The sequence below is a fragment of the Bombilactobacillus sp. ESL1187 genome (genome assembly GCF_058107155.1).
This window is the reverse complement of sequence record NZ_JBYLTZ010000001.1, coordinates 70,487-95,250: the sequence shown is the minus strand read 5'-3', so window position 1 is coordinate 95,250 and position 24,764 is coordinate 70,487. Positions and strand designations below refer to the sequence as shown.

Here is a 24,764-nt window from a genome sequence, read left to right as displayed (position 1 = left end):
TTTTTAAACTATCAAGTTTTAATTGGGTTTATGATATAATAAATTAGTATAGTAAAGACTACTGAAAATAATTATAAAAATTTTCAAAAATGTTTTTTTGTTTTATGCACAATTTTATAACACAGGAGTTTATGATGATTTCAGTTAATGAATTTAAAAATGGTTTAACAATTCAAGTTAATGGTGAATTATGGCGGATTGTTGAATTTCAGCATGTCAAGCCTGGTAAAGGTAGTGCTTTTGTTCGTTCCAAATTAAAAAATTTGCGTTCCGGGGCCGTTCAAGAAAAGACTTTCCGTTCCACTGAAAAAGTTGAACAAGCTCAAATTGACAATAAAAAGATGCAGTATCTCTATGCCGACGGTGATAATTATGTTTTTATGGACACTAATACCTATGAACAATTATCACTACCCCGGGAAAATATGGGTGATGCTTTAAATTATTTAGTGGAAAATATGGAAGTTAATGTCATTATGCATGATGGTGAGACATTAGGGATTGATATTCCAAACGTTGTGGACCTGAAAGTGGCCGCTACGGAGCCGGGCATTAAAGGTGACACTGCTTCTGGTGGTAGTAAGCCAGCTACGATGGAAACTGGTTTGGTTGTGCAAGTGCCATTTTTCGTTAATGAAGGCGATGTTTTGACTATCAATACAGTTGATGGTAGTTACAGTTCACGGGCCAATAAATAATTGTAATTTGGATTAAGGAGGCTTTGGGATGACTGATGGTAAATATTTACAAATAGCACCAACACAAGCCAATGAATTAGGACAAATTCATGTGGCAACAGATGTCTTGGAAGTTTTGTTGGGTATTGCAGCTACACAAGTTGCCGGTGTTTATGAAATGCGCGGTACGTTAGCGAATAATATCAATTCGTTGTTAGGTCGGCAAAATCGTGCGCAAGGTGTCCGGGTTTCTTATGATGAACAAACGCAGCAGTTAATTGCCGATGTTTATGTCTATTTAGAATATGGTGTATCAGTTCCTAAAGTAGCCAATGATTTACAGAAATCTCTTAGTCAACAATTACAATTTATGACGGATCTAACAATGGCCCAAGTAAATGTGCATGTGGTTGGTTTAATGGCTAAGAAGAATGATAGTTCAGAAAAATTAGCTAAAATTTAATCCAGAAAGTGGCGTGGAAGTGACTTTAAATAGACATAATGTACGGGAAATTGCTTTTCAAACTTTGTTTTTGATAGATTCTTTACCCGATCAAGATATTGATGCGGCTTTACAGGAAGTTTTGAGTTTACAGAATATAACAGAAGCGCCGGCTTATTTAGATTTTTTAGTACGTGGTGTTGTTGAACATATTAGTGAACTAGACGAACAGTTAAGTCAACATCTCAAAAAGGGCTGGTCTTTAAAGCGGATCAGTCGTAGTGACGTGAACTTGATGCGTTTAGGATTATTCGAAATTTTGTATAGTCCGGCAGTTCCTGCAAAAGTAGCAATGAATGAAACACTAGAATTGACAGAGCAGTTCAGTGAACCACAATCAAAAAAATTTATTAATGGGGTGCTCTCTCATTTCCTGGATCAGTCACCGACTGAACCAAAGTAAGGTGCTGGTAAAACAGCACCTTTTTTGAAATTATGTTAAAGCTGCTTAAACAAGCAAGCTTTTAATACTCAGAATTTAAAACCAACAGATTTAAAGACTTAAAGGAGGAACAGCAATGGTTGTCATAATGGATGGTAAACAAGCTGCCCAACAAGCTGATCAACAGTTTGCCCAGCAAGTTCAGGATTTGAAGCAACACAATGTTATCCCAGGGTTAGCTGTTGTTTTAGTAGGAGATAATTCAGCGAGTCAAATTTATGTCCGTAATAAAAAACGACGAGCTGAAAAAATCGGCATTAATTATCAGCTATATCATTTGCCGGCTGATGTTAGTCAAAATGAGGTATTAGCTTTAATTAAACGTCTCAACCAAGCTGCAGACATTGATGGCATTTTAGTGCAAATGCCTTTGCCCGCACAAATAGATGCTGATTTGGTAATGAATACTATTGCGGTACAAAAAGATGTTGACGGTTTTGGCTTATTAAATATCGGGCGTTTGTGGTCCGGAGAGGCGGGCAATTTTCCCGCAACACCGCGTGGCATTTTGCGGTTATTACATGATTATCAGATCCCCATTGCGGGCCAACATGCTGTGGTAGTAGGACGCAGTAATATTGTTGGTAAACCAATGGCTGGTTTGCTATTGCGCGAAAATGCTACCGTTACGGTGGCTCATTCCCATACACAAAATTTACAAGCATTGACTAAAACTGCAGATATTTTAATCGTGGCCATTGGCCAGGCGGAGTACATTACGGCTGATTTTGTTAAACCCGGTGCGGTAGTCATTGATGTGGGGATGGATCATAATGCTGCTGGTAAATTAGTCGGCGATGTTGACTTTGCTACAGTGCAAGAAGTAGCCGGCTATTTGACGCCAGTACCCGGTGGCGTAGGGCCGATGACCATTACTGGTTTGTTAGAGCAAGTAATTACTTTAGCACAACAGAGGGTAGCAGTTTGAGTACACCAGAATATTTGACAGTTAGCGCGCTAACACAGTACTTAAAACGTAAATTTGATTTGGATCCCTATTTAAATCGTCGAGTTTATTTAACCGGCGAAATCTCTAATTTTCGACTGCGTCCGCGCCATCAATATTTTTCACTCAAAGATGCGCATGCTAAGATTTCTGCCATTATGTTTCAGAATGCTTTTCAAAAATTAAAATTTACTCCTGAAGAAGGCATGAAAGTCTTAGTTTGCGGTCGTATTTCCATTTATGAAGCAACAGGGCAATATCAAATTTATGTAGAACAAATGCAACCCGATGGTGTTGGTGCCTTGTATCAAGCTTTTGAACAGTTAAAGCAAAAATTACAAAAAGAAGGTATTTTTGCTTTACCGAAACAAAAGATTGCTCCTTTTCCGCAAAGAATTGCCGTCATTACGAGTCCTTCAGGGGCCGTGATTCGTGATATTATAACGACTGTTCATCGCCGTTATCCGATTGCCCAATTAGTTTTATTTCCCGCCCAAGTTCAAGGTGATAGTGCGGCGGCGAGTTTAGTCCAGCGCTTAGAGCAAGTTAATCAACTAGGAAATTTTGATACGATTATTATGGGCCGTGGTGGTGGTTCAATTGAAGATCTCTGGCCTTTTAATGAAGAAGTAGTCGCGCGGGCGGTTGTGGCTTCCAAAATTCCGGTGATTTCGTCAGTTGGTCATGAGACAGATACGACGATTACAGATTATGTAGCTGATTTACGAGCACCAACGCCGACCGCCGCCGCTGAATTAGCCACGCCGGTTTTGAGTGAAGTATTGGCTGATTTGCGTCAAAGCAAGGTGCAAATGTATCAAGCAGTTAAGCAAATTTTAGTGCGTAAACACCAAGAACTAGTTCGTTATCAAAATAGCTATTTATTTCAAAATCCACAAACCTTGTATCAAGAGTATTTACAACGCGTGGATCAATTAATCACAGCTTTAAAAGACGCAATGTTGCAATTATTAAAAGAACAACAGCATCGCTTAAAGTTGTTGCAGCAGAGCTTACGATATCAACAACCCCAATTAGTAGTCCCAGTACAACAAGTAGCGAACTTAAAACGTAATTTAAAGCAAAATTATCATAATTATCTGGAGCAACGATCCCAACAAGTCATGGGCTTGATTAATTTGTTAGAGGATTTAAGCCCGTTAAAAACGTTAACTCGCGGTTATGCTGTGGTGCAAAAGCAAACCCAAGTCGTGACTAGTGTGCAACAAATTCAAGCTCAAGAACAAGTGCAAATTCAACTCCAAGACGGTAGCTTGACAGCCACTGTCACAGAAGTGAAGGAAGGTCAACATGACGGAAAAAAAGCAAAGTTTTGAAGAAAGTTTAGCCAGCCTGCAGCAGATTGTTGAACATTTACAAAGTGGCGACGTACCTTTAGAAGAAGCCATGGATCAATTTCAAACAGGTGTCGCTTTAAGTAAAAAATTGGAGCAAACTTTAACACAAGCGCAGGAAAAATTAACTAAAGTAATGAGTGAAGATGGTCAAGAGACTGATTTTCAATTAAATGCACAAACAAAGCAGGATAAGACAACTGATGAATAAATTTGAAATTTTGCAAAAGCAGTTATTAGTTCCATTTAATGAATTTTTAGAGCAGCAGTTAACTAAAGAAATACAACAACCGCAATTACGAGCAGGTATGTTATATTCTTTACAAGCTGGTGGTAAACGGTTGCGCCCTCTTTTGTTTTTGGCAACCTTACAAGCGGTGCAGACTAACCGAGACATTGAGTTAACGAACTATTTTAAAATTGCGGGCGCTTTAGAGTTGGTGCATACCTATTCGTTAATCCATGATGATTTACCAGAAATGGACAATGATGACTATCGGCGAGGACAATTAACTAATCATAAGCGTTTTACCACGGGACGCGCGGTTTTAGCTGGTGATGGTTTGTTAACCCATGCTTTTGTTTGGCTGACAGACAATGGTTTACCCGCAGCTATTCAAGCACAATTAGTTTATACGTTGGCTAAAGCGGCTGGTGTCCAAGGCATGGTTGCTGGGCAAATGACGGATGTAGTACAAACAGGTCATAGCTTGACCATAGAGCAAATCACCCAATTGGATCGGCAAAAAACGGGGGCTTTAATTCAAGCTAGTGTGGAAATGGGAGCAATTTGCTTAGAGCTACCAGTAGATGTTAAACAACATTTGATTGCGTTTGCCCAAAATTTTGGCTTGGCTTTTCAAATTTATGATGATTTACTAGATATAGTTGGTGATCAAACTACTTTAGGTAAAGCAGTTGGCAAAGATCAATTAGTAGGTAAAAATACTTATCCAGCAATTTTGGGTGTTCAAAAGGCCCAAACCAAACTGCAACAAGTGATAACAACAGCTCAACAGGAATTAGCGGCCATTGCTTTAGCAGATAGTTGTTTAGCTGATTCTTTAGCTTATTTTCAATTGGGGGATCAATAATGGCTGCTAATAAAGAACGGGTGGATGTCTTAGTCGTTAACCAAGGTTTAACTGCTTCAAGAGAGCAAGCAAAACGCTCAATTATGGCTGGTGAAGTTTATAACGCAGATAATTTGCGTTTAGATAAACCCGGAGAAAAAATTGCGAGTGATACTCAACTCCATTTAAAAACCTTAAAACATCAACAATATGTCGGTCGCGGGGCTTTAAAATTGGCGAAAGCCATTAAAGTGTTTCAGATCAACTTAAAGGATTTACTGTGTCTGGATATTGGTGCTTCGACTGGTGGTTTTACAGATGTAGCTTTACAAAATGGAGCGCGGCGAGTCTATGCGTTAGATGTTGGCTACAATCAGTTAGCTTGGAAATTACGGACTGATCCACGGGTAGAAGTTATGGAACGGGTGAACTTTCGTTATAGTCAACCACAGGATTTTGCCCAAGGATTGCCAGAATTTGCAATGACGGATGTTTCTTTTATCTCATTGAAATTAATTTTGCCACCCTTGACCAAAATTCTATTACCAGATCATGATGTCGTTTGTTTGATTAAACCACAATTTGAAGCAGGCAAAGAAAATGTTGGCAAGCACGGAATTGTTCGTGATCCACAAGTTCATCGCCAAGTATTACAAGATATCTTAAGCTTTGCCACGGCCCACAATTTTGATGTTTTAGGTTTGGATTATTCACCGATTACTGGTAGTGGTGGGAATATTGAATTTCTAGTTCATTTGCGATTACGCCAAACGACAGGGACTATTGCACCAACAGTACAAATTGAGCAAGTTTTAACGCAAGCATATCAACAATTGAAGTCACATTAGTGAGGGATCCAAATGTTGCAAGAGTTAATTATTCAAGATTTTGCGATTATTAAGCGGATAGATGTTCATTTTCATCAAGGATTGACGGCATTAACTGGTGAAACAGGAGCCGGCAAGTCCATTATTATTGATGCATTAGGATTATTAATTGGGCAACGTGGTTTGAGCGAATATGTGCGTCACGGTGCTGATAAGGCGTTAGTTCAAGGTATGTTTACAATTGAACCGGATAACCAGGCAGTTATCGCCAATTTTTGTCAAAACCTTGGTTTGGATTTTAGTGAGCATAGTTTAATTGTGAAACGCGAGTTGCACCAAAACGGGCGCAATGTTTGTCGTATTAATGATCAGTTAGTGCCAGTAACTACCTTAAAACAATTGGGGCAATATTTAGTAGATATTAGTGGTCAAAATCAAAGTCAGCAACTATTGAATCCCCATAGTCATGTACATTTGTTAGATCAATTCGGTGGTTCTGCAACACTAACGAGTTTAAAACAATACCAACATACTTATCAAAAGTATCAACAATTACAACAGCAGTATCAAGATTTACAGCAAAATCAACAACAACGTGCCCAACAAATAGATATGCTCCAGTTCCAAATTAAAGAAATTACCGCTGCACAGCTACAGCCTGGTGAAGAAGAAGAGTTATTAGCTCAAGAGCAGCAATTGGCTAATTTTGAGAAAATTAATACGGCTTTGAATAATACTTATCAGTTATTAGCCGGCGGTGAACGTAATTTGCTTGATCAGTTGAATCAAGCCGTGCAAGAGATGCAAACTATTAGCGACTTAAGTACCAATTTTTCCGAAATAGAGCAAGAATTGTCCGGTGCTTACTATGATTTACAAGATAGTCAAGAACAGTTAGCTCGACAGCTAGATGAACAGGATTTTGATCCACAAAAATTACAAGCGACCGAAGAACGCTTGCAATTAATTCATAACTTAGAACAAAAATATGGAACTAATATTTCGGATATTTTGCAATTTGGTGAACACGCACAACAACAGTTAACGCAGTTACAAGCCCAGCTGGTTGATCCACAAAAGTTGCAAACACAGCTGCAATCATTGCGGCAGACTCTTCAGCAACAAGCGGCGACTTTAAATCAAAATCGCCAACAAGCAGCTCATCAGTTAACTAAACAAGTGATGAAACAATTACAGGCCATGTATATGGAAAATACGCTGTTTAAAGTTCAATTTACACCACAGGATTTTACGCTCCAAGGTAATCAATTAGTTGAATTTTATTTGCAAACTAATCCTGGAGAAGGTCTAAAACCATTGGCTAAAATTGCTTCCGGTGGGGAATTGGCGCGAATTATGTTAGCACTTAAAACAATTTTAGCGCGCTATCAACATGTAGAAACATTGGTCTTTGATGAAATAGATACTGGAGTTAGTGGGCGTGTGGCGCAAGCGATTGGTGATCAAATGCGCCAGTTATCACAAACGTTGCAAGTCTTGTGTATTACGCATTTACCGCAGGTGGCTGCCAATAGTGTTCACCAATATTTGGTACAAAAACAAGTGCAAGCTGATCAAACAACTACGACGGTTGAGTCATTAACGTACAATCAACGCATTGAAATCATTGCACAAATGTTAGAGGGAACCAAAGTCACGGCAATTACGCGTCAACATGCGGCCGAGTTATTGACCTTAGCACAAAAAAATTTAACGAGAACTAGCACCCCCTTGAAAAAGAGCTGAAAATGGTGCATTATGTTAAGTAAAATAATTCGTGATTATTAAAGTAAAAGGATGTTTATATGGCTTCAGGAAAAGGTATGTTAATTGTGCTGTCCGGTCCGTCAGGAGTAGGTAAAGGGACTGTGCGTAAGGCAATTTTACAAGATTCGGCAATTCAATTTAAGTATTCAGTTTCGATGACTACTCGCGAAAAGCGTGCCGGTGAACAGGAAGGCGTTGATTACTTTTTTCGAACCAATGAGGAGTTTGAAGCAGAAATCGCTAACGGCGGTATGCTAGAGTACGCGAAATACGTTGATCATTATTACGGAACACCATTAAGTTATGTTCAACAAACTTTAGATGCTGGAATTGATGTTTTTTTAGAAATTGAAGTCAATGGTGCCATGCAGGTTCGCCAAAAGATGCCGGATGGGGTATTTATTTTTTTGACGCCGCCCGACTTAGCTAGTTTACGGAGTCGGATTATCAATCGTGGTTCTGAAGATCAGACAACGATTGATAAGAGAATGGAAAAAGCTAGACAGGAAATTAAAATGATGTCAAACTATGATTATGCAGTAGTTAATGACGAAGTTCCCAAAGCTGTCCAGCGGATTGAACAGATTGTTCGTAGTGAGCACTTACGAGTGCCTCGAGTGATTGGTAGTTATAAAAAAATGATTGGAGCTAACTAAAATGATTTCTTATCCCTCAATTGATAAATTATTAGAGCAGGTTAATTCGCGTTATTCTTTGGCTGTTTTGTCGGCCAAGCGGGCGCATGAAATTGATGATGGTGATGTGGAGATGTTAAGTAGTTATGAGTCTCCACGTTCAGTTGGTAAAGCTTTGGAAGAAATTGCGGATAATAAAATTAAAGTTGATCCGCAATCAATTCTTAGTGAACGTAGTGCAGAGCGGATTGATTATCTGGAAGAAGCTGAACATGAACGTTTAGAAGATTTTAAAAAGGGAATGTAATGCTACTCCATTCAGATGAACTCTGATGGAGTTTTTTAATAGTTGATGGGAGTGAAGTGTGCTTGTATGCTCAAGTAATTGTCGATGTACCCACTAAGCAAACTGACCATACATTTGACTATTTAATACCACCTGCTTGGCAAGGGTTAGTTTTGCCCGGAATGCGTGTAAGTGTTCCGTTTGGACGTTCAGGACGATTAGTGCAGGGCTTTGTTCTGGCAGTTCAAGCAGAAAGTGCGTTTACGGGTAAAGTTAAGCAGATTGTGGCAGTTTTTGATTTAAAACCAGTTTTAAATACAGAATTATTACAATTGTCCGAATGGTTGGCGCAAAATACGTTTGCTTTTCGGATTTCTTGTTTACAGACAATGTTACCTAACGTTATGCGCTCTAAAACACAAAAATTGGCCGTTTCGTTAGACCCAGTTGTGACTAACTCAGATTTGTTTAACCAAAAACCAGTATTAGCTTTAAATACACATTTAACACCGGCCAACCAAAAACAATTAATTCTTTGGCAACAACAAGGCTTAATACAAATACAATATCGTTTAAAGAATCAAGCACATCATTTAACTCAATTAGTTTTAAAACGGCGTCCGCTTGATTATGCAGCTTTGCTGAAACAATTAACACCGAGAGCAACCCAACAGCGCAAATTATTACAACTATTTGTTGATAGTGAGCAGCAATTTTTTAGTTATCGTCAGCTGCAACATGATTACCAAATAAGTAATGCAACGATTAATTCGGCCTTAAAAAAAGGTTGGTTTGATAAAGATCAAGTGCTTTTACGGCGGCGGCCGCAAACTTTAGCAGTTCAAAGAACTACTCCGAAACAATTAACCCCTGAACAAAAACAAGCTGTAGAACAGATTATTCAAGGTCCAATTAAACCTACCTTGCTGGAGGGAGTTACTGGTAGCGGTAAAACTGAAGTTTATCTGCAATTGATTCAATATTATTTACAACAAGGTAAAACCGCATTAATGTTAGTCCCAGAAATTGCACTGACTCCACAAATGGTGCAACGAGTACAAGAGCGTTTTGGGCAGCAAACCGCAGTTTTGCATAGTGGTTTGTCACAAGGCGAACGGTATGATGAGTGGCAAAGAATTCAAGATGGAACTGCTCAAGTAGTTGTCGGAGCTCGTTCAGCAGTGTTTGCACCTCTAACAAACATTGGCATTATTATTATTGATGAAGAGCATGAAGCTAGTTATAAGCAGTCAGATAATCCCCGCTATCATGCACGGGATGTGGCGCTCTGGCGTGGGGAGTATCATCATTGTCCCGTGGTTTTGGGCAGTGCAACTCCCAGTTTAGAGTCGCGAGCTCGGGGGCAAAAAAAAGTTTATAATTTGGTACGCTTAACTAAGCGAGTTCATGATCAACCGTTACCACCTGTGCAAATTGTTGATTTAAGAGACTCACAGCAATTGTCCAAGTATTTAGACTTATCAAAACCGTTACTGCAAGCAGTGCAAACTAATTTATTACAGCATCAACAAACCATTTTACTGTTAAATCGGCGCGGGTTTGCCGCTTATTTACTTTGTCGTCAATGTGGTTTCGTACCTAATTGTCCTAATTGTGATATTTCATTGACAGTTCATTTAAAAGAGCACCGGTTATTGTGCCATTATTGTGGTTATCAGGAACCAATTTATCAAAGTTGTCCGCAATGTGGTAGCAAAAAATTAAAATTTGATGGAACTGGAACCCAAAAGGTGGAACAAGAATTAGCAGAATTGTGGCCGCAGGCCCGAATTATTCGCATGGATAATGATACAACTAATAAAAAGGGTGCTCATCAGCGTTTGTTAAGTGAATTTGAACAACATGGTGATATTTTACTCGGGACACAAATGATTGCTAAAGGTTTGGATTTTCCTAATGTAACTTTGGTAGGAGTGATTAATGCGGATACGGGTCTAGCGACGAGTGATTTTCGTGCTAGTGAACGGACTTTTCAATTATTAACGCAAGTTAGTGGTCGCGCCGGTCGTGCTCACAAAGCAGGCCGAGTACTGATTCAGAGTTATAATCCGGATCATTATGCCATTCAATTAGCTGCGCAACAAAATTATGAGCAGTTTTACCAGCGGGAAATGGTTTTTCGACATCAGGCTGGTTATCCACCATATTTTTATTTAATCAAGATTAGTATTTCACATAAATCTCAAGCAGCCGCTTTAAAGATGGCTTATAATATAGCTAAGCAGTTAAAACCGCTACTTCTGCAGCGTGAACAGTTATTAGGACCTACACAGCCAGCAATTGGCCGGATTGATAACCATTACTATTATCAGATTGTTATTAAATATCGTAAAAATGCCGCTTTATTTAAAAAATTAAATCAAATTATGAATAGTGTTCAAATTGATCATCGCCAAGGCTTTTTAGTAGCTATTGATCATGAACCTCAGCAATTGGAGTAGAATATGACAAAAATTATTTTTATGGGAACCCCCGACTTTGCAGTGACGATTTTGGCCGGTTTGCTAAAAGAAAATTATGAAATTAGTGCTGTTGTGACGCAACCAGACCGCCAGGTGGGTCGCAAGAAAAAATTGGAATTTTCGCCAGTGAAACAATATGCTTTGCAGCATGATTTACCGATCGTGCAACCTCAAAAACTTAGTCACAGTGCAGAATTGGATCAATTGATTGCTCTGCAACCAGACTTGATTATTACCGCTGCTTTTGGCCAATTTTTACCTACTAAGTTATTACAGGCAGCGAAAATTGCTGCGATTAATGTTCACGGATCACTCTTACCACATAATCGTGGTGGTGCGCCAATTCAGCGGGCGATTATGAATGGTGATCAGATAACAGGAATTACGATTATGTATATGGTTGCGAAGATGGACGCAGGTGATATTATTAGCCAAGAACAGTTGCCCATTACGAACCAAGATACAGCGGGTTCGTTATTCGCTAAATTAGCCGTCATTGGTCGAGATTTATTATTAAAAACACTTCCACAAGTTATTAATCACACGAATTCGCGTGTGCCACAAGATGAATCTCAAGTGACAATTACGCCTAATTTAAAGCCAGCTGAAGAACAAATTGATTTGCAACATTCAGCATTAGAGATTGATCGCCAAGTGCGGGGATTAAATCCTGATCCAGTAGCTTATCTCTTGGTCCACGGGCAGCGTGTTAAAGTTTACCAAACAGCTTTGAGTGATCAAACTACTACTGCGGTGCCAGGAACCATTGTTGTCCGCAATAAGCATCAACTGGGTTTGGCGGCAGGCAATAATTCCATTATTTATTTGGAACAAGTGCAACCCGCAGGTAAGAAATTGATGACTATTAGTTCATATTTAAATGGTCAAGGAAAGGATCTTCAAGTAGGTGACGCAATCAATTAAGCACAGTGTTCGCGCGATAGCGATACAAATTCTAACTAAAGTCTTTGATAATGCGGGTTATTCCAACCAACTAATTAATCAAGCACTAAAGCAACAACAGTTCAATGATGCTGATCAACGCTTATTGAGTCAGCTAGTGTATGGCGTTTTGCAGCATAAACTAACGTTAGATTATGAATTAGCACCATATTTACGGGGAAAAAAATTAGTTCCGTGGGTCAAAAACGACTTGCGGGTGGCGGTTTATCAATTAAAATATTTAGATCGAATTCCTAATCACGCTATTTTATTTGAGGCAACGCAACTGGCTAAGGTTCAAGGCAACTTAGGTTTATCCAAATTGGTCACAGCAGTATTACGGAATTTGTTACGCAATGGCTGGCGTTCTCTAGCAGATTTAGCGCCATTAGCACAATTAGCTATTCAATATAGTGTGCCCCAATGGATTATTGAACAGTTGCAACATCAAGTTGGGTTGGATAAAACCCGGACATTGCTAGCCAGTTTGAACCAACCACCGAAGCTATCGTTGCGGGTTAATTCAGCTAAAATTTCGCGAGCAAAATTGCAACAGCAATTACAAACTGAAGGTTTGTCAGTCAAACCGAGTCCCGTCAGTGAAGATGCTTTAGTGGCAGAACATGGCTTTGGTGCTGGCACAAAATGGTTTCAACAAGGTTTTTGTACGATTCAAGATGAAAGCTCAATGTTAGTTGCACCGGCTTTAAAAGTTGCACCGGATAATCGAATTCTTGATGCCTGCGCCGCTCCCGGTGGTAAAACCACACATTTGGCGAGCTTCTTAGGGCAAAAAGGGCAGATTGTGGCCTTAGACATTCATCAAAAAAAATTACGGTTAATTCAAAATAATGCGCAACGCTTAGGGGTGCAACAGTTAATTCAAACCCGAGCCTTGGATGCGCGCAAAGCTGGCCAAGAATTTGCGGCAGCTAGTTTTGACCGGATTTTAGTTGATGCACCGTGTTCAGGATTTGGATTGATGCGCCGCAAACCAGAAATTCGCTATGGTCGCCAATTAAGTGATGTTTTACATTTAGCACAAATTCAGCGCGATATTTTAACGGCAGTAGCGCCATTATTGAAAGTTAATGGTTATTTAGTTTATAGTACATGTACGATTTTTGATCAGGAAAATCAACAAGTAATTGAGCAGTTTTTAGCGGATCAACCGCAGTTTGAATTAGTACCAGTTACCACACAAAAGAAGTTAGCTTTAAGCAATCAAATGTTAAAAATTTATCCAGACGATTATCAAACTGACGGCTTTTTTATTGCTTGTTTAAAAAGGGTGAAGTAAAGTATGCAAATTGCATTTACAACGGATATTGGTCAACAACGCAAAACTAATCAAGATGATGTGCAGGTTTATCAAAATCAACAAGGTGTCGTTTTAGCCTTGGTGGCTGATGGTATGGGCGGTCATCGGGGTGGTGACGTGGCTTCTAATATGGTTATTCGACATTTTAAGACGGCATTTGAAAAAAACCAAATGCGGGATATTCGCCAGCTGGCGCAATGGACGGAAAGTTTTTTGATTCAGGAAAATCAGCGCGTGGTCACAACGGCTAGCGAACACGTCGAATTAAATGGTATGGGCACGACGATTGTGGGGGCATTTGTTTTACCTCAACAATTGGCGGTTTTTAATGTTGGCGATAGTCGTTGTTATTTATTAATGCAAAAACAGCTGCGACAAGTCAGTTTTGATCATTCATTGGTTAATGAATTGCTGGTAGCTGGCGAAATAACCCCAGAACAGGCCCGCAATTCACCTAATAAAAATATTATTACCCAAAGTTTGGGTGTCTCCACCGATGTCAAACCAACTTTTGGTTTTTTTGATTTGCCAACTGACGCGCAGATTTTGTTATGCAGTGATGGCTTAACCAATATGTTGTCTGATCAACAAATTCAACAAATTTTGGAACAAAATCTATCACCTCAAGCCAAGTGTGACTTATTGATTCAGCGTGCTAATCAAGCAGGCGGTTTAGATAACATTACCGCTTTAGTAATTGATATGGCTGCTGGTCATGCTGAGGTGAACTCCAATGATTAATAAGGGGGACTTAATTGCTGACCGCTATCTAATTTTGGACACCTTAGGTGAAGGCGGGATGTCCAATGTTTATCTGGCAGAAGATACTTTTTTACATCGCCGCGTAGCATTAAAAAGTTTACGTTTGGACTTGACGGATAATCAACAATTTCGACAACGATTTCAACGCGAATCACGAGCCATGAGTGAATTATCTAGTCCTTATATTGTCAACATTTTAGATATTGGTGATGAAAGTTTCCCCTATATTGTGATGGAGTATGTCAAGGGCCCAAGTCTAAAAAAATATCTGCGGCAAAACTTTCCTATTAGTCAGCCACAAATTTTAAGTTTTATGGCGGAGATTTTGCAAGGAGTTGCCGTTGCGCATCAACACGGAATTATTCATCGCGATTTAAAACCACAAAATGTTTTCATTACTTCGCAAGGTCATGCGAAAGTGGGCGACTTTGGTATTGCTTTATCTTTAGGCGAGCAGTCGATTACACAATCGGATGCCACTATCGGTTCGGTTCATTACATGGCTCCCGAACGAGTGCGCGGGGCTCAGGCAACGGTTCAGTCCGATATCTATTCGTTAGGGATTATTTTGTTTGAAATGTTAACAGGACGCTTGCCGTTTGACGCTGAAACCTCGATGGCCGTAGCGGCTAAACATTTTAATGAACCGATGCCGAATTTATGTCAAATTGATGCCGCTATTCCCCAGCCGTTGGCTAATGTAGTTTTAAAAGCGACTGCCAAGGTTCCCAGCCAGCGGTATGCAACCGTTAGTGACATGGCCCAAGACTTAGAGACAAGCTTAAATGCTGATCGAAAAAATGAACAGCCCTTTATTCCTGAACCGATCAATACTGAAGAGACGAAGGTTTTATCGAATGTTCATGAACAAACTACCGCTCCTAGTGTTAATCCGCAATCTGATTTAACGTCTGGCCAGAAAAAGCCAGTAGTTAAAAAAAAGCATCACCGGCGGTGGTTAATAGTGCTACTGGTAATACTAATTATTATCATCGGTTTTGTTTTTTGGTATAATCGCAAAGAAGTGACGGTGCCGGATGTTCGTGATTTGAGCCTTAATCAAGCACGGGCAGTGCTGAATAACTCTAGCTTAAAAGTTGGGACGATCACTAAGAAAACGAGTAACACGATCCGCACTCAAAATGTTATTAGCTCCATTCCTCCGCAGGGTAGCCATCTCAAAACCGGAACGAAAGTTAAACTAATTCAAAGTACCGGTCCCGTCAAAAAAAGCTTACCAAATGTGCAAGGCTGGAATTATTATGCGGCTAAAAAAAGATTACACCAAGCAGGATTTAAAGTTCAGCGGAAAAATCGCTATTCTAAGACAGTGCCTGCGGGTAAGGTCATTAAGCAAACGCCCAGAGCTACTAAACGCAAAACCGCGCAAAATCGGGTCGTTCACTTAACAATTTCTTTAGGAATTAAAAATACTGGGGTTACTGTGAAAGATTTGACAGGTTATAATTTGCGGGGAGCGCAAGATTACGCTAATGAGTCCGGGTTACACTTAGTGGTGAAGACAGTTGCTTCAGAGAGCGTGGACAAGGGCTTAGTTATTTCGCAAAGTCCCGTCGCGGGTACGCGAGTGATGCGGGGGAGTGATTTAATTATCAGCGTGTCTAGTGGTGGTAATAATGTCGTCAATAATCCGCCACAAGCTCGATCGACTGCCAATGATGATGCGACACCAACGGATAATGTTCAAAATGTTTCCCGGACCGTGACGGTGCCGTTTAATGCACAAACTAATAATGGTACTAATGTGGTAAAAATTCATGTTCAAGATCTCAATCATAATATTAATGATGTTTATCAAACATTGAATATTACTGCTGATACTCCCGTAACAATCAATTTACAACTGAATAAAGGACAAAGTGGACAATATAGTATTGAACGTGACGGTCAAACGATTGATTCACAGACAGTAACAGGCAATTAATATGCAAACAGGAAAAATTATTAAATCTAATAGCGGCTTTTATGAAGTACAATTACCAACCGGTCAAGTAGTCACCACTCGTGCTCGCGGCAATTTTCGCCAACAAAAGATCAAACCGATTGTGGGTGATGTTGTTGATTTTGAAGAACAGTATTTACTAAAAATTCATCCGCGAAAAAATGAAATCGTGCGGCCACTCATTGCCAATATTGATCAAGCTTTGATTGTCATGTCGGTTGTTCAGCCAGATTTTTCGACTAATTTATTAGATCGCTTCTTAGTTAACTTGCAGTTACAAAAAATTAAACCTTTAATTTATCTCAGTAAGACCGATTTGGCGACTAAAAAGCAATTAATTGCTTTACAACCGATTATTGATTATTATCAAAGTTGGCATTATCCAATCTTTACGCACGACACTTTGCCGCAGTTAAATACCGCGTTAACCGATTGTGAAACGGTCTTAACGGGCCAAACGGGTGTGGGAAAATCTACGTTATTGAATCAAATGCTGCCGCAATTAAAATTAAAAACGGCCGCAATTTCTAATAGTTTGAATCGGGGGAAACATACAACCCGCTTAGTAACTTTATATCCATTTGCGGGAGGATTAGTTGCCGATACACCCGGTTTTTCTGCACTACAATTTCAAGACTTGACTAAAGAACAACTTCCCCAATTGTTTGTTGATTTTCAACATTTTCAAGGTAATTGCAAGTATCGCAGTTGTCTTCATCTAAAAGAGCCTGGTTGCGCTGTACAACAAGCCGTGGCGACAGGTGAAATTTTGCACAGTCGGTATCAAAATTATTGTCAATTTCAAGCAGAGTTAGCACAACGCCGACCAGTTTATCAAAAAACTCCTAAAAAAAAGAGGTAGTCCAATGACTAATTATGTAATTGCACCTTCGATTTTAAGTGCCAATTTGTTAGCTTTACAAACGGATTTAAACCAGGCGATTGCGGCTGGAGCAGATATGTTTCATATTGATTTAATGGATGGTGCCTTTGTTCCACATTTGACGTTTGGTCCCGATATGGTGCAAGCTATTCGGACCATGACTGATTTACCATTAGATGTGCATTTGATGGTGCAGCACCCTGGTAATTATTTTGACCAGTTACTCCAAATTCCTAATTGTTTGTTAAATATTCACGTGGAGAGTACGGTTCATATTTATAGTTTAGTGCAGCAGGTCAAAGCAGCAGGTTTAAAGGCGGGCATTGTGTTAAATCCTGGCACTGCTGTGGCAAGTGTGACGCCATTACTTTCTTTAGTAGATAATGTCTTGGTGATGACTGTTAATCCAGGATTTGGTGGCCAAAAATTTTTAACTGCCATGACTAATAAGTTACAGCAATTACAGACATTACGGCACCAAAATGCGGATTATACTTATACCCTTGAAGTGGATGGTGGAATTAATGATCACACTATTCAATTGTGTCAGCAAGCAGGAGCCGATACGTTCGTAGCCGGCTCATACGTGTTTGATCACAATATTGAGCAACAAATGCAAAATCTACGACAGGCATTAGTTAAATGAATAAAGTTAATGTAATGTTAGGCAGTTCCTATAATTTACCACTGAATTTGTCAGAGATTACTGGTCCTTGGGTGGGCGCCGATCATGGAAATATTACGTTATTAGCCAATAATATTGTTCCTCAAATTGGCGTGGGTGATTATGACTCTTTAACGAGATTGGAAAAAAATTGGCTAGAAGCGCAAGTTGCTGATTTAAGATATGCCAAACCCGAAAAAGATTTTACGGATTCTCAAGCAGCGGTGAAAATCGCTTTGCGAGATTTACATGCGCGTCAAGTAGATATTTATGGTGCGACCGGTGGGCGCATCGATCATGAGCTGGTTAATCTTTGTTTACCGTTAGATTTTCAACCACGAGATTCCCAAAAGTTACGGCTGATTGATAACCAAAATGTTATCACTTATTTTGCTCCCGGAACTTATCAGATTCAAAATTGGACACAAGATAAGTATCTAGGTTTCTATAATTTAGTACCCGTCAAACATTTTTGGATTAAAGATGCCAAGTATCCCTTAAAACCAACTGATTTAACGCGCCCCGTTTCGTTATCCAGTAATGAATTTGTGGGTGCGGTAGTGGAATTTGGCTTTACCAGTGGTTTGATGGCTGTGATCCAGTGCCACGATTAATTAATAGTTGCTGATTGGTGCTCACGTGCTGGATTAGAATTGTCCGAATAAAACTAAAATAAAAAAACTGCCCAAGTTGGACAGCTTTTTTATTTTAATTATTAGACACGAGTCACTTTACCAGACTTCAAAGCGCGAGTTGAAACCCAAACACGTTTGGGTTTACCATCAACTAAAATCCGGACTTTTTGCAAATTAGCTTTCCATGCACGTCGTGATGAATTCAAAGCATGAGAACGTTTGTTGCCAAAACTGGTCTTGCGTCCAGTAATAATATCTTTAGCCATGGGACAAACCTCCTTGTCCTATATACTTTCTATAACAGAATACTTTAAACATGTTATCATTTACCTATTGAGAAAGCAAGTTCTAATTCAAGGAAAAATACTTGACAGTTTTGTAGATAGCTGTTTTTTATAGCTTTGCTATGATAAAATTTAATTGTTAAAAGAGATTATAAAGCGGGGTGTTAGACTTTGGCAGTAACTATTCAAACAAAATATGGACAAGTAGATGTCTCTAATGAAGTCATTGCTTCGATTGTCGGCTGTGCTGCGACTGATATTTACGGTATCGTCGGGATGGCTAGTAAAAATCAGTTACGTGATGGCGTCAATGAGATTTTAAATCGCGAAAATTACACACGTGGGGTAGTTGTGCGCCAACAGGAAAGTCAAACCGTAGTTGATGTATATATAATTGTTGGTTACGGCGTGAAAATTTCTGAAGTTTGTCGTAATGTCCAGAGCAAAGTTAAATACAATTTAGAAACAATGTTAGGTGCACCGACAGCGCAAGTTAATGTTTACGTGCAAGGAATTAAGATTTTAGAAGAGGATTAATTGGAGGAAAAATTCATTGTCTGTTGAAAGAATTACGGCACAAGAATTTGTCGATATGATTCGCATGGGAGCACACCGTTTAGGTCAGAATGCTCAATTTGTGAATTCTTTAAATGTTTTTCCGGTACCTGATGGCGATACCGGAACCAATATGGACTTAACATTTAAATCGGGCTATAAAGCAGTTAATGAAGCCGATACGAAGCACGTTGGTGAATTAGGTCAAGTCTTAGCCAAAGGATTGTTGATGGGCGCACGGGGCAATTCGGGAGTGATTACATCCCAAATTTTCCGTGGTTTTAGTAAAAGCATTGAGGCGAAGCCAGTTTTAACGCCCCAAGATTTAGCCCAAGCGTTCGCTGATGGTGTGCAGACGGCTTATAAAGCCGTGATGAAACCAGTCGAAGGCACGATTTTGACAGTTGCTAGAGGAGCTAGTGAACAGGCCCAACAGGTGAGTGCAACAGCAAGCGATGTAGAAACAGTGATGGCTGCAGCCTTACAAGGAGCTAAACAAGCGCTGGCTAAAACGCCAGATTTATTGCCAGTATTAAAAGAAGTTGGCGTAGTCGATTCGGGAGGCCAAGGCTTGGTCTTTATCTATGAAGGCTTTTTACAAGCTTTAGGTGGCGAAGTTAATGATAGTAATATTCACCAACCTGATGCTACTGAAATGGATGAAATGTTAAATGCAGCCCATCATCAATCAGTGCAAACGCAGTTTAATAATGAAGATATTGTGAACGGTTTTTGTACCGAAATGATGGTTCAATTAGGGGTTCAACCAACTACCGACCAACAGTTTGATTACGAACAATTTCGCAATACATTAAGTGAAATTGGCGATTCACTATTGGTGGTTGCCGATGATGAAGTGGTGAAAGTTCATGTGCACACACAGCATCCCCAAAAAGTCTTTACCTATGGTCGGCAATTTGGCGCGTTAGCTAAAGTTAAAATCGACAATATGCGGATTCAACACGAAACCATTATTGAAAATGACACTGCACAAACTCCGGTAGCGACCGAGCCAGTCGATTATGCAGTTATTGCTGTGGCTTCCGGTAATGGTCTGCAAAAACTGTTTTGCAGTTTAGGCGTGACTACTGTTATTAGCGGTGGTCAAACGATGAATCCTTCAACGCAAGATATTATTCAGGCTATTGAGAATAGTAATGCCAAACAAGTTATTGTTTTACCAAATAATGGTAATATCGTCATGGCTGCCCAACAAGCTTGCCAAGAAGTTAATTTACCAACGGCAATTGTGGCCAGTAAATCAATTGCTCAAGGAATGACGGCCATGTTAGCTTTTGATCCAACTGCAGATTTAACAGACAACGAAGCTAACATGACTGAAGTGTTAACCACAGTTAAGAGTGGTCAGATTACAACAGCTGTGCGCGATAGTGTCATTGGTGACTTAACAATTAAAAAATCAGATTTGATCGGACTGGTTGATGGCGATATTGTCGTTAGTGGCACTGATTCACTTACAGTAGCTCGCCAGATGGTGGCTAAAATGGTGGATGAAGATAGTGAAGTAGTGACTATTTTAGTGGGTGCACAAGGAAATAATGACAGTGCCCAACAAATTGCGGAAGCTATTACGAATGATTTTAGTGAATTAGAAGTTGAAATTCATGAGGGCGATCAACCCGTGTATCCGTATTTGATTGCTGTTGAATAAAGAGATCATTGAGGCTGTGAATAATTGGTGCACTAAGGAGCCAGTATGCAAGAATTATTACAATCGGTTAGTTATTTAAAGGGTGTTGGTCCTAAAGTTCAAGCTGCATTAGGAACTTTAGGAATTACTACGGTACGTGACCTACTTTATTTTTTTCCTAAACGCTATAACGATCTTATTGTTAAGACGCTTGCTGAAATTAGTGATCAGGAAAAAGTAGTTTTAAAAGGAGTTGTGGGTAGTCCCGCTTTACTTAAACGTTTAGGTGGTAAAAGAAATTTAGTCATTGTTCGTTTATTGGTTGACAATGAAACGATCCCAGTGACTTTTTTTAATCAACCGTGGTTAAAGCGCCAGTTTACAGTTGGTCAAGAAGTTTTGATTTATGGGCGTTTTGATGCGGCTAAACGATCTTTGACGGGGATGAAAGTTCTCAGTGATGATCAAGCAACTAATCAACTGGCGGCCATTTATCCCACTAATCGGCAAATCTCGCAAAAAAGTTTAATTAAACTGATTCACCAAGCCGTCGACCAATATTTGCCCCAAGTTCCCAATCTTGTTCCGCTTGCCCTGCGGCAAACCTATCACTTATTAACTGATCAACAAATTATTGTGGGGATGCATTTTCCGAAGTCCAAACAACAAGCCCATTTGGCTCGCAGAAGTGCTAAATTTCGTGAATTATTTTTGTACAGTTTACGCTTGTGTGATTTAAAAGTAACTACGCAAAAGCAGACAGCAGGTTTGGCACAACATTATGACGAACAATATGTGCAGCAATTTGTGAGTGATTTTTCGTTCCAATTAACAGCAGCACAAACAAAAGTTTTAACGGAAATTTTAACCGATTTAAAAGCGCCCCAACCGATGAATCGCCTATTACAAGGTGATGTAGGCAGTGGTAAAACTGCCGTTGCGGCCACGGCGATGTTTGCCTCAGTAACGGCGGGTTACCAGACGGTTTTAATGGCCCCCACCGAAATTTTGGCACAGCAGCATTATCAAAAACTGGCGCCGTTATTTGAGCAATTTCAAATGACAACGAGCCTGTTAACCAGCTCGCTAAAGGCGCCACAAAAAAAGTTGATCTTAAATAATATTCAACAAGGTCATACGAACATTATTATTGGAACGCAAGCAGTTTTTCAAACGGCGGTCCAGTATCAACGTTTGGGATTAGTAGTGATTGATGAGCAACATCGTTTTGGTGTTCGCCAGCGGAAGGCCTTACGCCAAAAGGGAGGCAATCCCGATGTCTTGTTAATGACAGCCACGCCGATTCCGCGGACCTTAGCAATTACTTATTATGGTGAAATGGATTTATCAATTATTGATGAATTACCCGCGGGGCGCCAAGCAGTTAAAACTTACTGGTTGCGCTCCAATAAGTTAGAGCAAGTCCGTCATTTTATGACGGTGCAGCTTCAGCAACAAGCTCAAATTTTTATCGTTACCGCACTGGTCGAGGACTCCGATAAGATGACTTTAACTAGTGCCAAAACCCTCTATCAAGAATTGCAACAACAGTTTCCCCAAGCACGAATTGGACTAGTGCACGGACAATTAACAGCGGCCGATAAAGCGCAGACAATGGAACAGTTTAAACAACACCAATTGGATATTTTAATCGCTACAACGGTCATTGAAGTTGGCGTGGATGTGCCAGATGCGACGGTCATGATTATTTTAAATGCTGAACGCTTTGGTTTATCGCAGTTACATCAATTACGGGGGCGGGTTGGTCGTGGCCAACAAGCAGCCTACTGTATTTTAGTGGGAGACCCTGCGAACCAAACGGCAATTCAACGTTTAAAAATTATGACACAAACCAATGATGGTTTTAAGTTAGCACAAAAAGATTTAGAATTACGTGGTAGTGGGGACTTCTTTGGTGATCAACAATCGGGTTTGCCACAGTTTGAATTGGCAGATCCAGTGAGTGATGTTAAAATGCTTGATATTGCTTACCAAGAAGCACGAAAATTGATGCAAACGGATCCTAATTTGACTCAATTTCCCCAATTAAAGCAATATTTACAAACAGTAATACATGATAATTTAGATTAGTGAGGTTATTTGAATGAAAATTGCAGTTGATGTCATGGGTGGCGATCACGCACCAGAAGTGGTCGTACAAGGAGTAGAGCGAGCCCGGAATGAATTTGCAGATTTAGAATTTAGTCTATTTGGCGATCAAACGGCAATTAAACAATATTTACAAGATTCTAAGAGAATTGAAATTGTGCATACTACGACCCAAATTTTAGGCACGGATGAGCCCATGAAAGCTATTCGGCAAAAAAAGGATTCATCAATGGTTCTAGCTGCGCAAGCAGTGAAAGCCGGTCAAGCCGATGCAATGATTTCGTTAGGAAATTCCGGTGCATTGTTAGCTGCGGGAATTTTTATTGTGGGACGTTTGAAAAATATTTCTCGCCCGGCCTTAATGCCCACGATGCCCATGATTGGTCAAAACAATGCTTTTGTCTTTTTGGATGCGGGGGCCAATGCTGAGGTTAAAGTTCCTTATTTGACACAATGGGCGGTGATGGGCTCGTTTTATGCCAGTGAAGTTTTAAATACTGCTCAGCCACGAGTTGGTTTATTGAACAATGGTAGTGAATATGATAAGGGTGATAAGTTACACCAGCAAGCTTATCAAGCATTAAAAGAGTTACCAGGAATTAATTTTGTTGGTAATGTGGAAGCTGATAATTTATTAGTTGGTGCTGCCGATGTGGTAGTGACTGATGGTTTTACTGGTAACGCGGTCTTAAAAGCGATTGAAGGGACCGCTTCATTAGTCATTAAAGAATTAAAAGCGGCATTACTCAATAATGGTTTGCGGGCGAAAACGGGAGCACTGTTAGCTAAACCAGCGCTCAAGTCGATTAAATCTTTATTTGACGTTTCCACATACGGTGGTGCAGTTTTGATGGGTGCTAAAGCCCCAATTGTTAAATCACACGGGTCTTCAGATGCACGTACGGTCTATTATGCCTTAGCGCAATTGAGGATGATGTATAATAAGGGAATGCTTGATAAAGTAATGGCTTACTTTAATCAAGAACAAAAAACTAATAATTAGGAGATCAGTTAATTATGAATAGAGAAGATATTTTTCAAAAAATTGCTCAAATGTTAAGCGAACGCTTTGGTGTTGCAGTCGATAAAATTACGGATGCAACTAATTTCCAAGAAGATTTAAAAGCTGATTCCATTGATATGGTGGAATTTGAGTTGGAACTAGAAGATGATTTTGGTGCCGAAATTCCTGATGAGGAAGCTGCTAAAATCCAAACTGTTGGGGCGGCAGTTGATTATATTGTTTCACAACAATAATAAATGGAGGTTATTTGACCTTTGACTAAAAATAAAACAATGGATGATCACCAATTAGTACAGCTATTAGCTGATCATTATCAAATTAAATTTCACAATATGGATTTATTGCATTCAGCTTTGACACATTCTTCGTTTGCAAATGAACACCGCGAGTTAGCGGTTAAAGATTATGAACGCTTAGAATTTTTAGGTGATGCGGTTTTAGAGTTAAATGTGTCAGAATATATTTTTAAAAAATTTCCACAATTACCTGAAGGACAACTAACCAAATTACGAGCAGATATTGTTTGTACAGCCAGTTTTTCGCGCTTTTGTCGCGAAGTAGGCTTGCCACAGTTTATTCGCTTGGGTAATGGTGAGGAAAAAGCTGGTTCACGTAACCGTGATACGTTACTAGAAGACGTCTTTGAAGCTTTTGTGGGAGCTTTGTATTTAGACCAAGGCAATGACAAAGTGGTCACTTTTTTGCAAGCAGTGGTTTATCGGCATATTGATGCGGGCGAATTTAGTGATGATAATGACTTTAAAACAGAGTTACAAGAAGAATTGCAACAAAACGGTGATGTGCAAATTGATTATCAAGTTTTGAAGACGGAAGGCTCTGATGATCAGACGGTCTTTACAGTTCAGTTGGTAGTTAATCAACAACCCTTAACAATGGGCGTGGGTCACAGTAAAAAAGATGCAGAACAACAGGCAGCTCACCGGCAATTACAGAAATTGCATCAAAAATAGGAGGAGT

Annotated in this window: 26 protein-coding genes; 25 read left to right on the top strand and 1 reads right to left on the bottom strand. The window is 39.7% G+C overall.

The window, feature by feature from the left end; all coding sequences use genetic code 11:
* Positions 1–134: 134 nt before the first annotated feature.
* The 19 genes from efp to AC3B5B_RS00390 all read left to right on the top strand — a co-directional run bounded on the left by efp (position 135) and on the right by AC3B5B_RS00390 (position 18,142).
* On the top strand, positions 135–698 hold the full coding sequence (efp, locus tag AC3B5B_RS00480) for an elongation factor P (RefSeq protein WP_489757498.1): 564 nt from the start codon (positions 135–137) through the stop codon (positions 696–698).
* 28 nt (positions 699–726) lie between these two features.
* Positions 727–1,140: an Asp23/Gls24 family envelope stress response protein gene (locus AC3B5B_RS00475; RefSeq protein WP_489757499.1), complete on the top strand. Its 414-nt coding sequence runs from the start codon at positions 727–729 to the stop codon at positions 1,138–1,140.
* Positions 1,141–1,159: 19 nt separating this feature from the next.
* Positions 1,160–1,582 carry a transcription antitermination factor NusB gene (gene nusB / locus AC3B5B_RS00470; protein WP_489757500.1) on the top strand — a complete coding sequence of 141 codons (423 nt, stop codon included), beginning with the start codon at positions 1,160–1,162 and terminating at the stop codon, positions 1,580–1,582.
* 115 nt (positions 1,583–1,697) lie between these two features.
* A complete protein-coding gene (locus AC3B5B_RS00465; protein WP_489769030.1) occupies positions 1,698–2,549 on the top strand; it encodes a bifunctional 5,10-methylenetetrahydrofolate dehydrogenase/5,10-methenyltetrahydrofolate cyclohydrolase in 852 nt (283 codons plus the stop codon).
* On the top strand, positions 2,546–3,904 hold the full coding sequence (gene xseA, locus AC3B5B_RS00460) for an exodeoxyribonuclease VII large subunit (RefSeq protein ID WP_489769029.1): 1,359 nt from the start codon (positions 2,546–2,548) through the stop codon (positions 3,902–3,904). The genes AC3B5B_RS00465 and xseA overlap by 4 nt, the downstream gene beginning before the upstream one ends.
* Positions 3,879–4,133: an exodeoxyribonuclease VII small subunit gene (locus tag AC3B5B_RS00455; protein ID WP_489757503.1), complete on the top strand. Its 255-nt coding sequence runs from the start codon at positions 3,879–3,881 to the stop codon at positions 4,131–4,133. Before xseA ends, AC3B5B_RS00455 begins: the two co-directional genes overlap by 26 nt.
* Positions 4,126–5,016, top strand: a complete 891-nt coding sequence (locus tag AC3B5B_RS00450; RefSeq protein WP_489769028.1) for a polyprenyl synthetase family protein — start codon at positions 4,126–4,128, stop codon at positions 5,014–5,016. The genes AC3B5B_RS00455 and AC3B5B_RS00450 overlap by 8 nt, the downstream gene beginning before the upstream one ends.
* Positions 5,016–5,843, top strand: coding sequence for a TlyA family RNA methyltransferase (locus AC3B5B_RS00445; protein ID WP_489769027.1), 828 nt, complete (start codon positions 5,016–5,018; stop codon positions 5,841–5,843). The genes AC3B5B_RS00450 and AC3B5B_RS00445 overlap by 1 nt, the downstream gene beginning before the upstream one ends.
* A gap of 12 nt (positions 5,844–5,855) precedes the next feature.
* A complete protein-coding gene (recN, locus tag AC3B5B_RS00440) occupies positions 5,856–7,568 on the top strand; it encodes a DNA repair protein RecN (protein WP_489769026.1) in 1,713 nt (570 codons plus the stop codon).
* A gap of 59 nt (positions 7,569–7,627) precedes the next feature.
* On the top strand, positions 7,628–8,245 hold the full coding sequence (gene gmk / locus AC3B5B_RS00435) for a guanylate kinase (RefSeq protein ID WP_489757507.1): 618 nt from the start codon (positions 7,628–7,630) through the stop codon (positions 8,243–8,245).
* 1 nt (position 8,246) lies between these two features.
* Entirely contained in the window at positions 8,247–8,531 is a 285-nt protein-coding gene (gene rpoZ / locus AC3B5B_RS00430) for a DNA-directed RNA polymerase subunit omega (RefSeq protein ID WP_489757508.1), read from the top strand.
* A 56-nt stretch (positions 8,532–8,587) separates the two neighbouring features.
* Positions 8,588–10,972 (top strand): primosomal protein N', encoded by a 2,385-nt coding sequence (gene priA, locus AC3B5B_RS00425; protein ID WP_489769025.1) that lies wholly within the window; start codon positions 8,588–8,590, stop codon positions 10,970–10,972.
* A 3-nt stretch (positions 10,973–10,975) separates the two neighbouring features.
* Entirely contained in the window at positions 10,976–11,917 is a 942-nt protein-coding gene (gene fmt / locus AC3B5B_RS00420; RefSeq protein ID WP_489757510.1) for a methionyl-tRNA formyltransferase, read from the top strand.
* Positions 11,901–13,235: a 16S rRNA (cytosine(967)-C(5))-methyltransferase RsmB gene (gene rsmB, locus AC3B5B_RS00415; protein WP_489769024.1), complete on the top strand. Its 1,335-nt coding sequence runs from the start codon at positions 11,901–11,903 to the stop codon at positions 13,233–13,235. The genes fmt and rsmB overlap by 17 nt, the downstream gene beginning before the upstream one ends.
* 3 nt (positions 13,236–13,238) lie before the next feature.
* A complete protein-coding gene (locus AC3B5B_RS00410) occupies positions 13,239–13,997 on the top strand; it encodes a Stp1/IreP family PP2C-type Ser/Thr phosphatase (protein WP_489769023.1) in 759 nt (252 codons plus the stop codon).
* A complete protein-coding gene (gene pknB, locus AC3B5B_RS00405; RefSeq protein ID WP_489769022.1) occupies positions 13,990–15,963 on the top strand; it encodes a Stk1 family PASTA domain-containing Ser/Thr kinase in 1,974 nt (657 codons plus the stop codon). The genes AC3B5B_RS00410 and pknB overlap by 8 nt, the downstream gene beginning before the upstream one ends.
* A gap of 1 nt (position 15,964) precedes the next feature.
* Positions 15,965–16,843 (top strand): ribosome small subunit-dependent GTPase A, encoded by an 879-nt coding sequence (gene rsgA, locus AC3B5B_RS00400; RefSeq protein WP_489769021.1) that lies wholly within the window; start codon positions 15,965–15,967, stop codon positions 16,841–16,843.
* Positions 16,844–16,847: 4 nt separating this feature from the next.
* Positions 16,848–17,510, top strand: coding sequence for a ribulose-phosphate 3-epimerase (rpe, locus tag AC3B5B_RS00395; protein ID WP_489769020.1), 663 nt, complete (start codon positions 16,848–16,850; stop codon positions 17,508–17,510).
* Positions 17,507–18,142, top strand: coding sequence for a thiamine diphosphokinase (locus tag AC3B5B_RS00390; RefSeq protein WP_489769019.1), 636 nt, complete (start codon positions 17,507–17,509; stop codon positions 18,140–18,142). Before rpe ends, AC3B5B_RS00390 begins: the two co-directional genes overlap by 4 nt.
* 101 nt (positions 18,143–18,243) lie before the next feature.
* Here the strand turns inward: AC3B5B_RS00390 and rpmB are convergent, their stop codons facing one another.
* Positions 18,244–18,429, bottom strand: a complete 186-nt coding sequence (gene rpmB, locus AC3B5B_RS00385) for a 50S ribosomal protein L28 (RefSeq protein ID WP_489757517.1) — start codon at positions 18,427–18,429, stop codon at positions 18,244–18,246.
* Positions 18,430–18,618: 189 nt separating this feature from the next.
* On the opposite strand from rpmB, the gene AC3B5B_RS00380 reads away from it, so the two are divergent.
* Genes AC3B5B_RS00380 through rnc form a run of 6 tightly spaced genes read left to right on the top strand, consistent with a single transcriptional unit; the run spans position 18,619 to position 24,757 of the window.
* Positions 18,619–18,984 (top strand): Asp23/Gls24 family envelope stress response protein, encoded by a 366-nt coding sequence (locus AC3B5B_RS00380; RefSeq protein ID WP_489769018.1) that lies wholly within the window; start codon positions 18,619–18,621, stop codon positions 18,982–18,984.
* Between the two features lie 16 nt (positions 18,985–19,000).
* Positions 19,001–20,674, top strand: coding sequence for a DAK2 domain-containing protein (locus AC3B5B_RS00375; RefSeq protein WP_489769017.1), 1,674 nt, complete (start codon positions 19,001–19,003; stop codon positions 20,672–20,674).
* Positions 20,675–20,719: 45 nt separating this feature from the next.
* Entirely contained in the window at positions 20,720–22,744 is a 2,025-nt protein-coding gene (gene recG, locus AC3B5B_RS00370; protein WP_489757520.1) for an ATP-dependent DNA helicase RecG, read from the top strand.
* Positions 22,745–22,757: 13 nt separating this feature from the next.
* On the top strand, positions 22,758–23,765 hold the full coding sequence (plsX, locus tag AC3B5B_RS00365) for a phosphate acyltransferase PlsX (RefSeq protein WP_489769016.1): 1,008 nt from the start codon (positions 22,758–22,760) through the stop codon (positions 23,763–23,765).
* Between the two features lie 14 nt (positions 23,766–23,779).
* On the top strand, positions 23,780–24,019 hold the full coding sequence (gene acpP / locus AC3B5B_RS00360; protein ID WP_489757522.1) for an acyl carrier protein: 240 nt from the start codon (positions 23,780–23,782) through the stop codon (positions 24,017–24,019).
* Positions 24,020–24,058: 39 nt separating this feature from the next.
* Entirely contained in the window at positions 24,059–24,757 is a 699-nt protein-coding gene (gene rnc / locus AC3B5B_RS00355; RefSeq protein ID WP_489757713.1) for a ribonuclease III, read from the top strand.
* Positions 24,758–24,764: the final 7 nt, after the last annotated feature.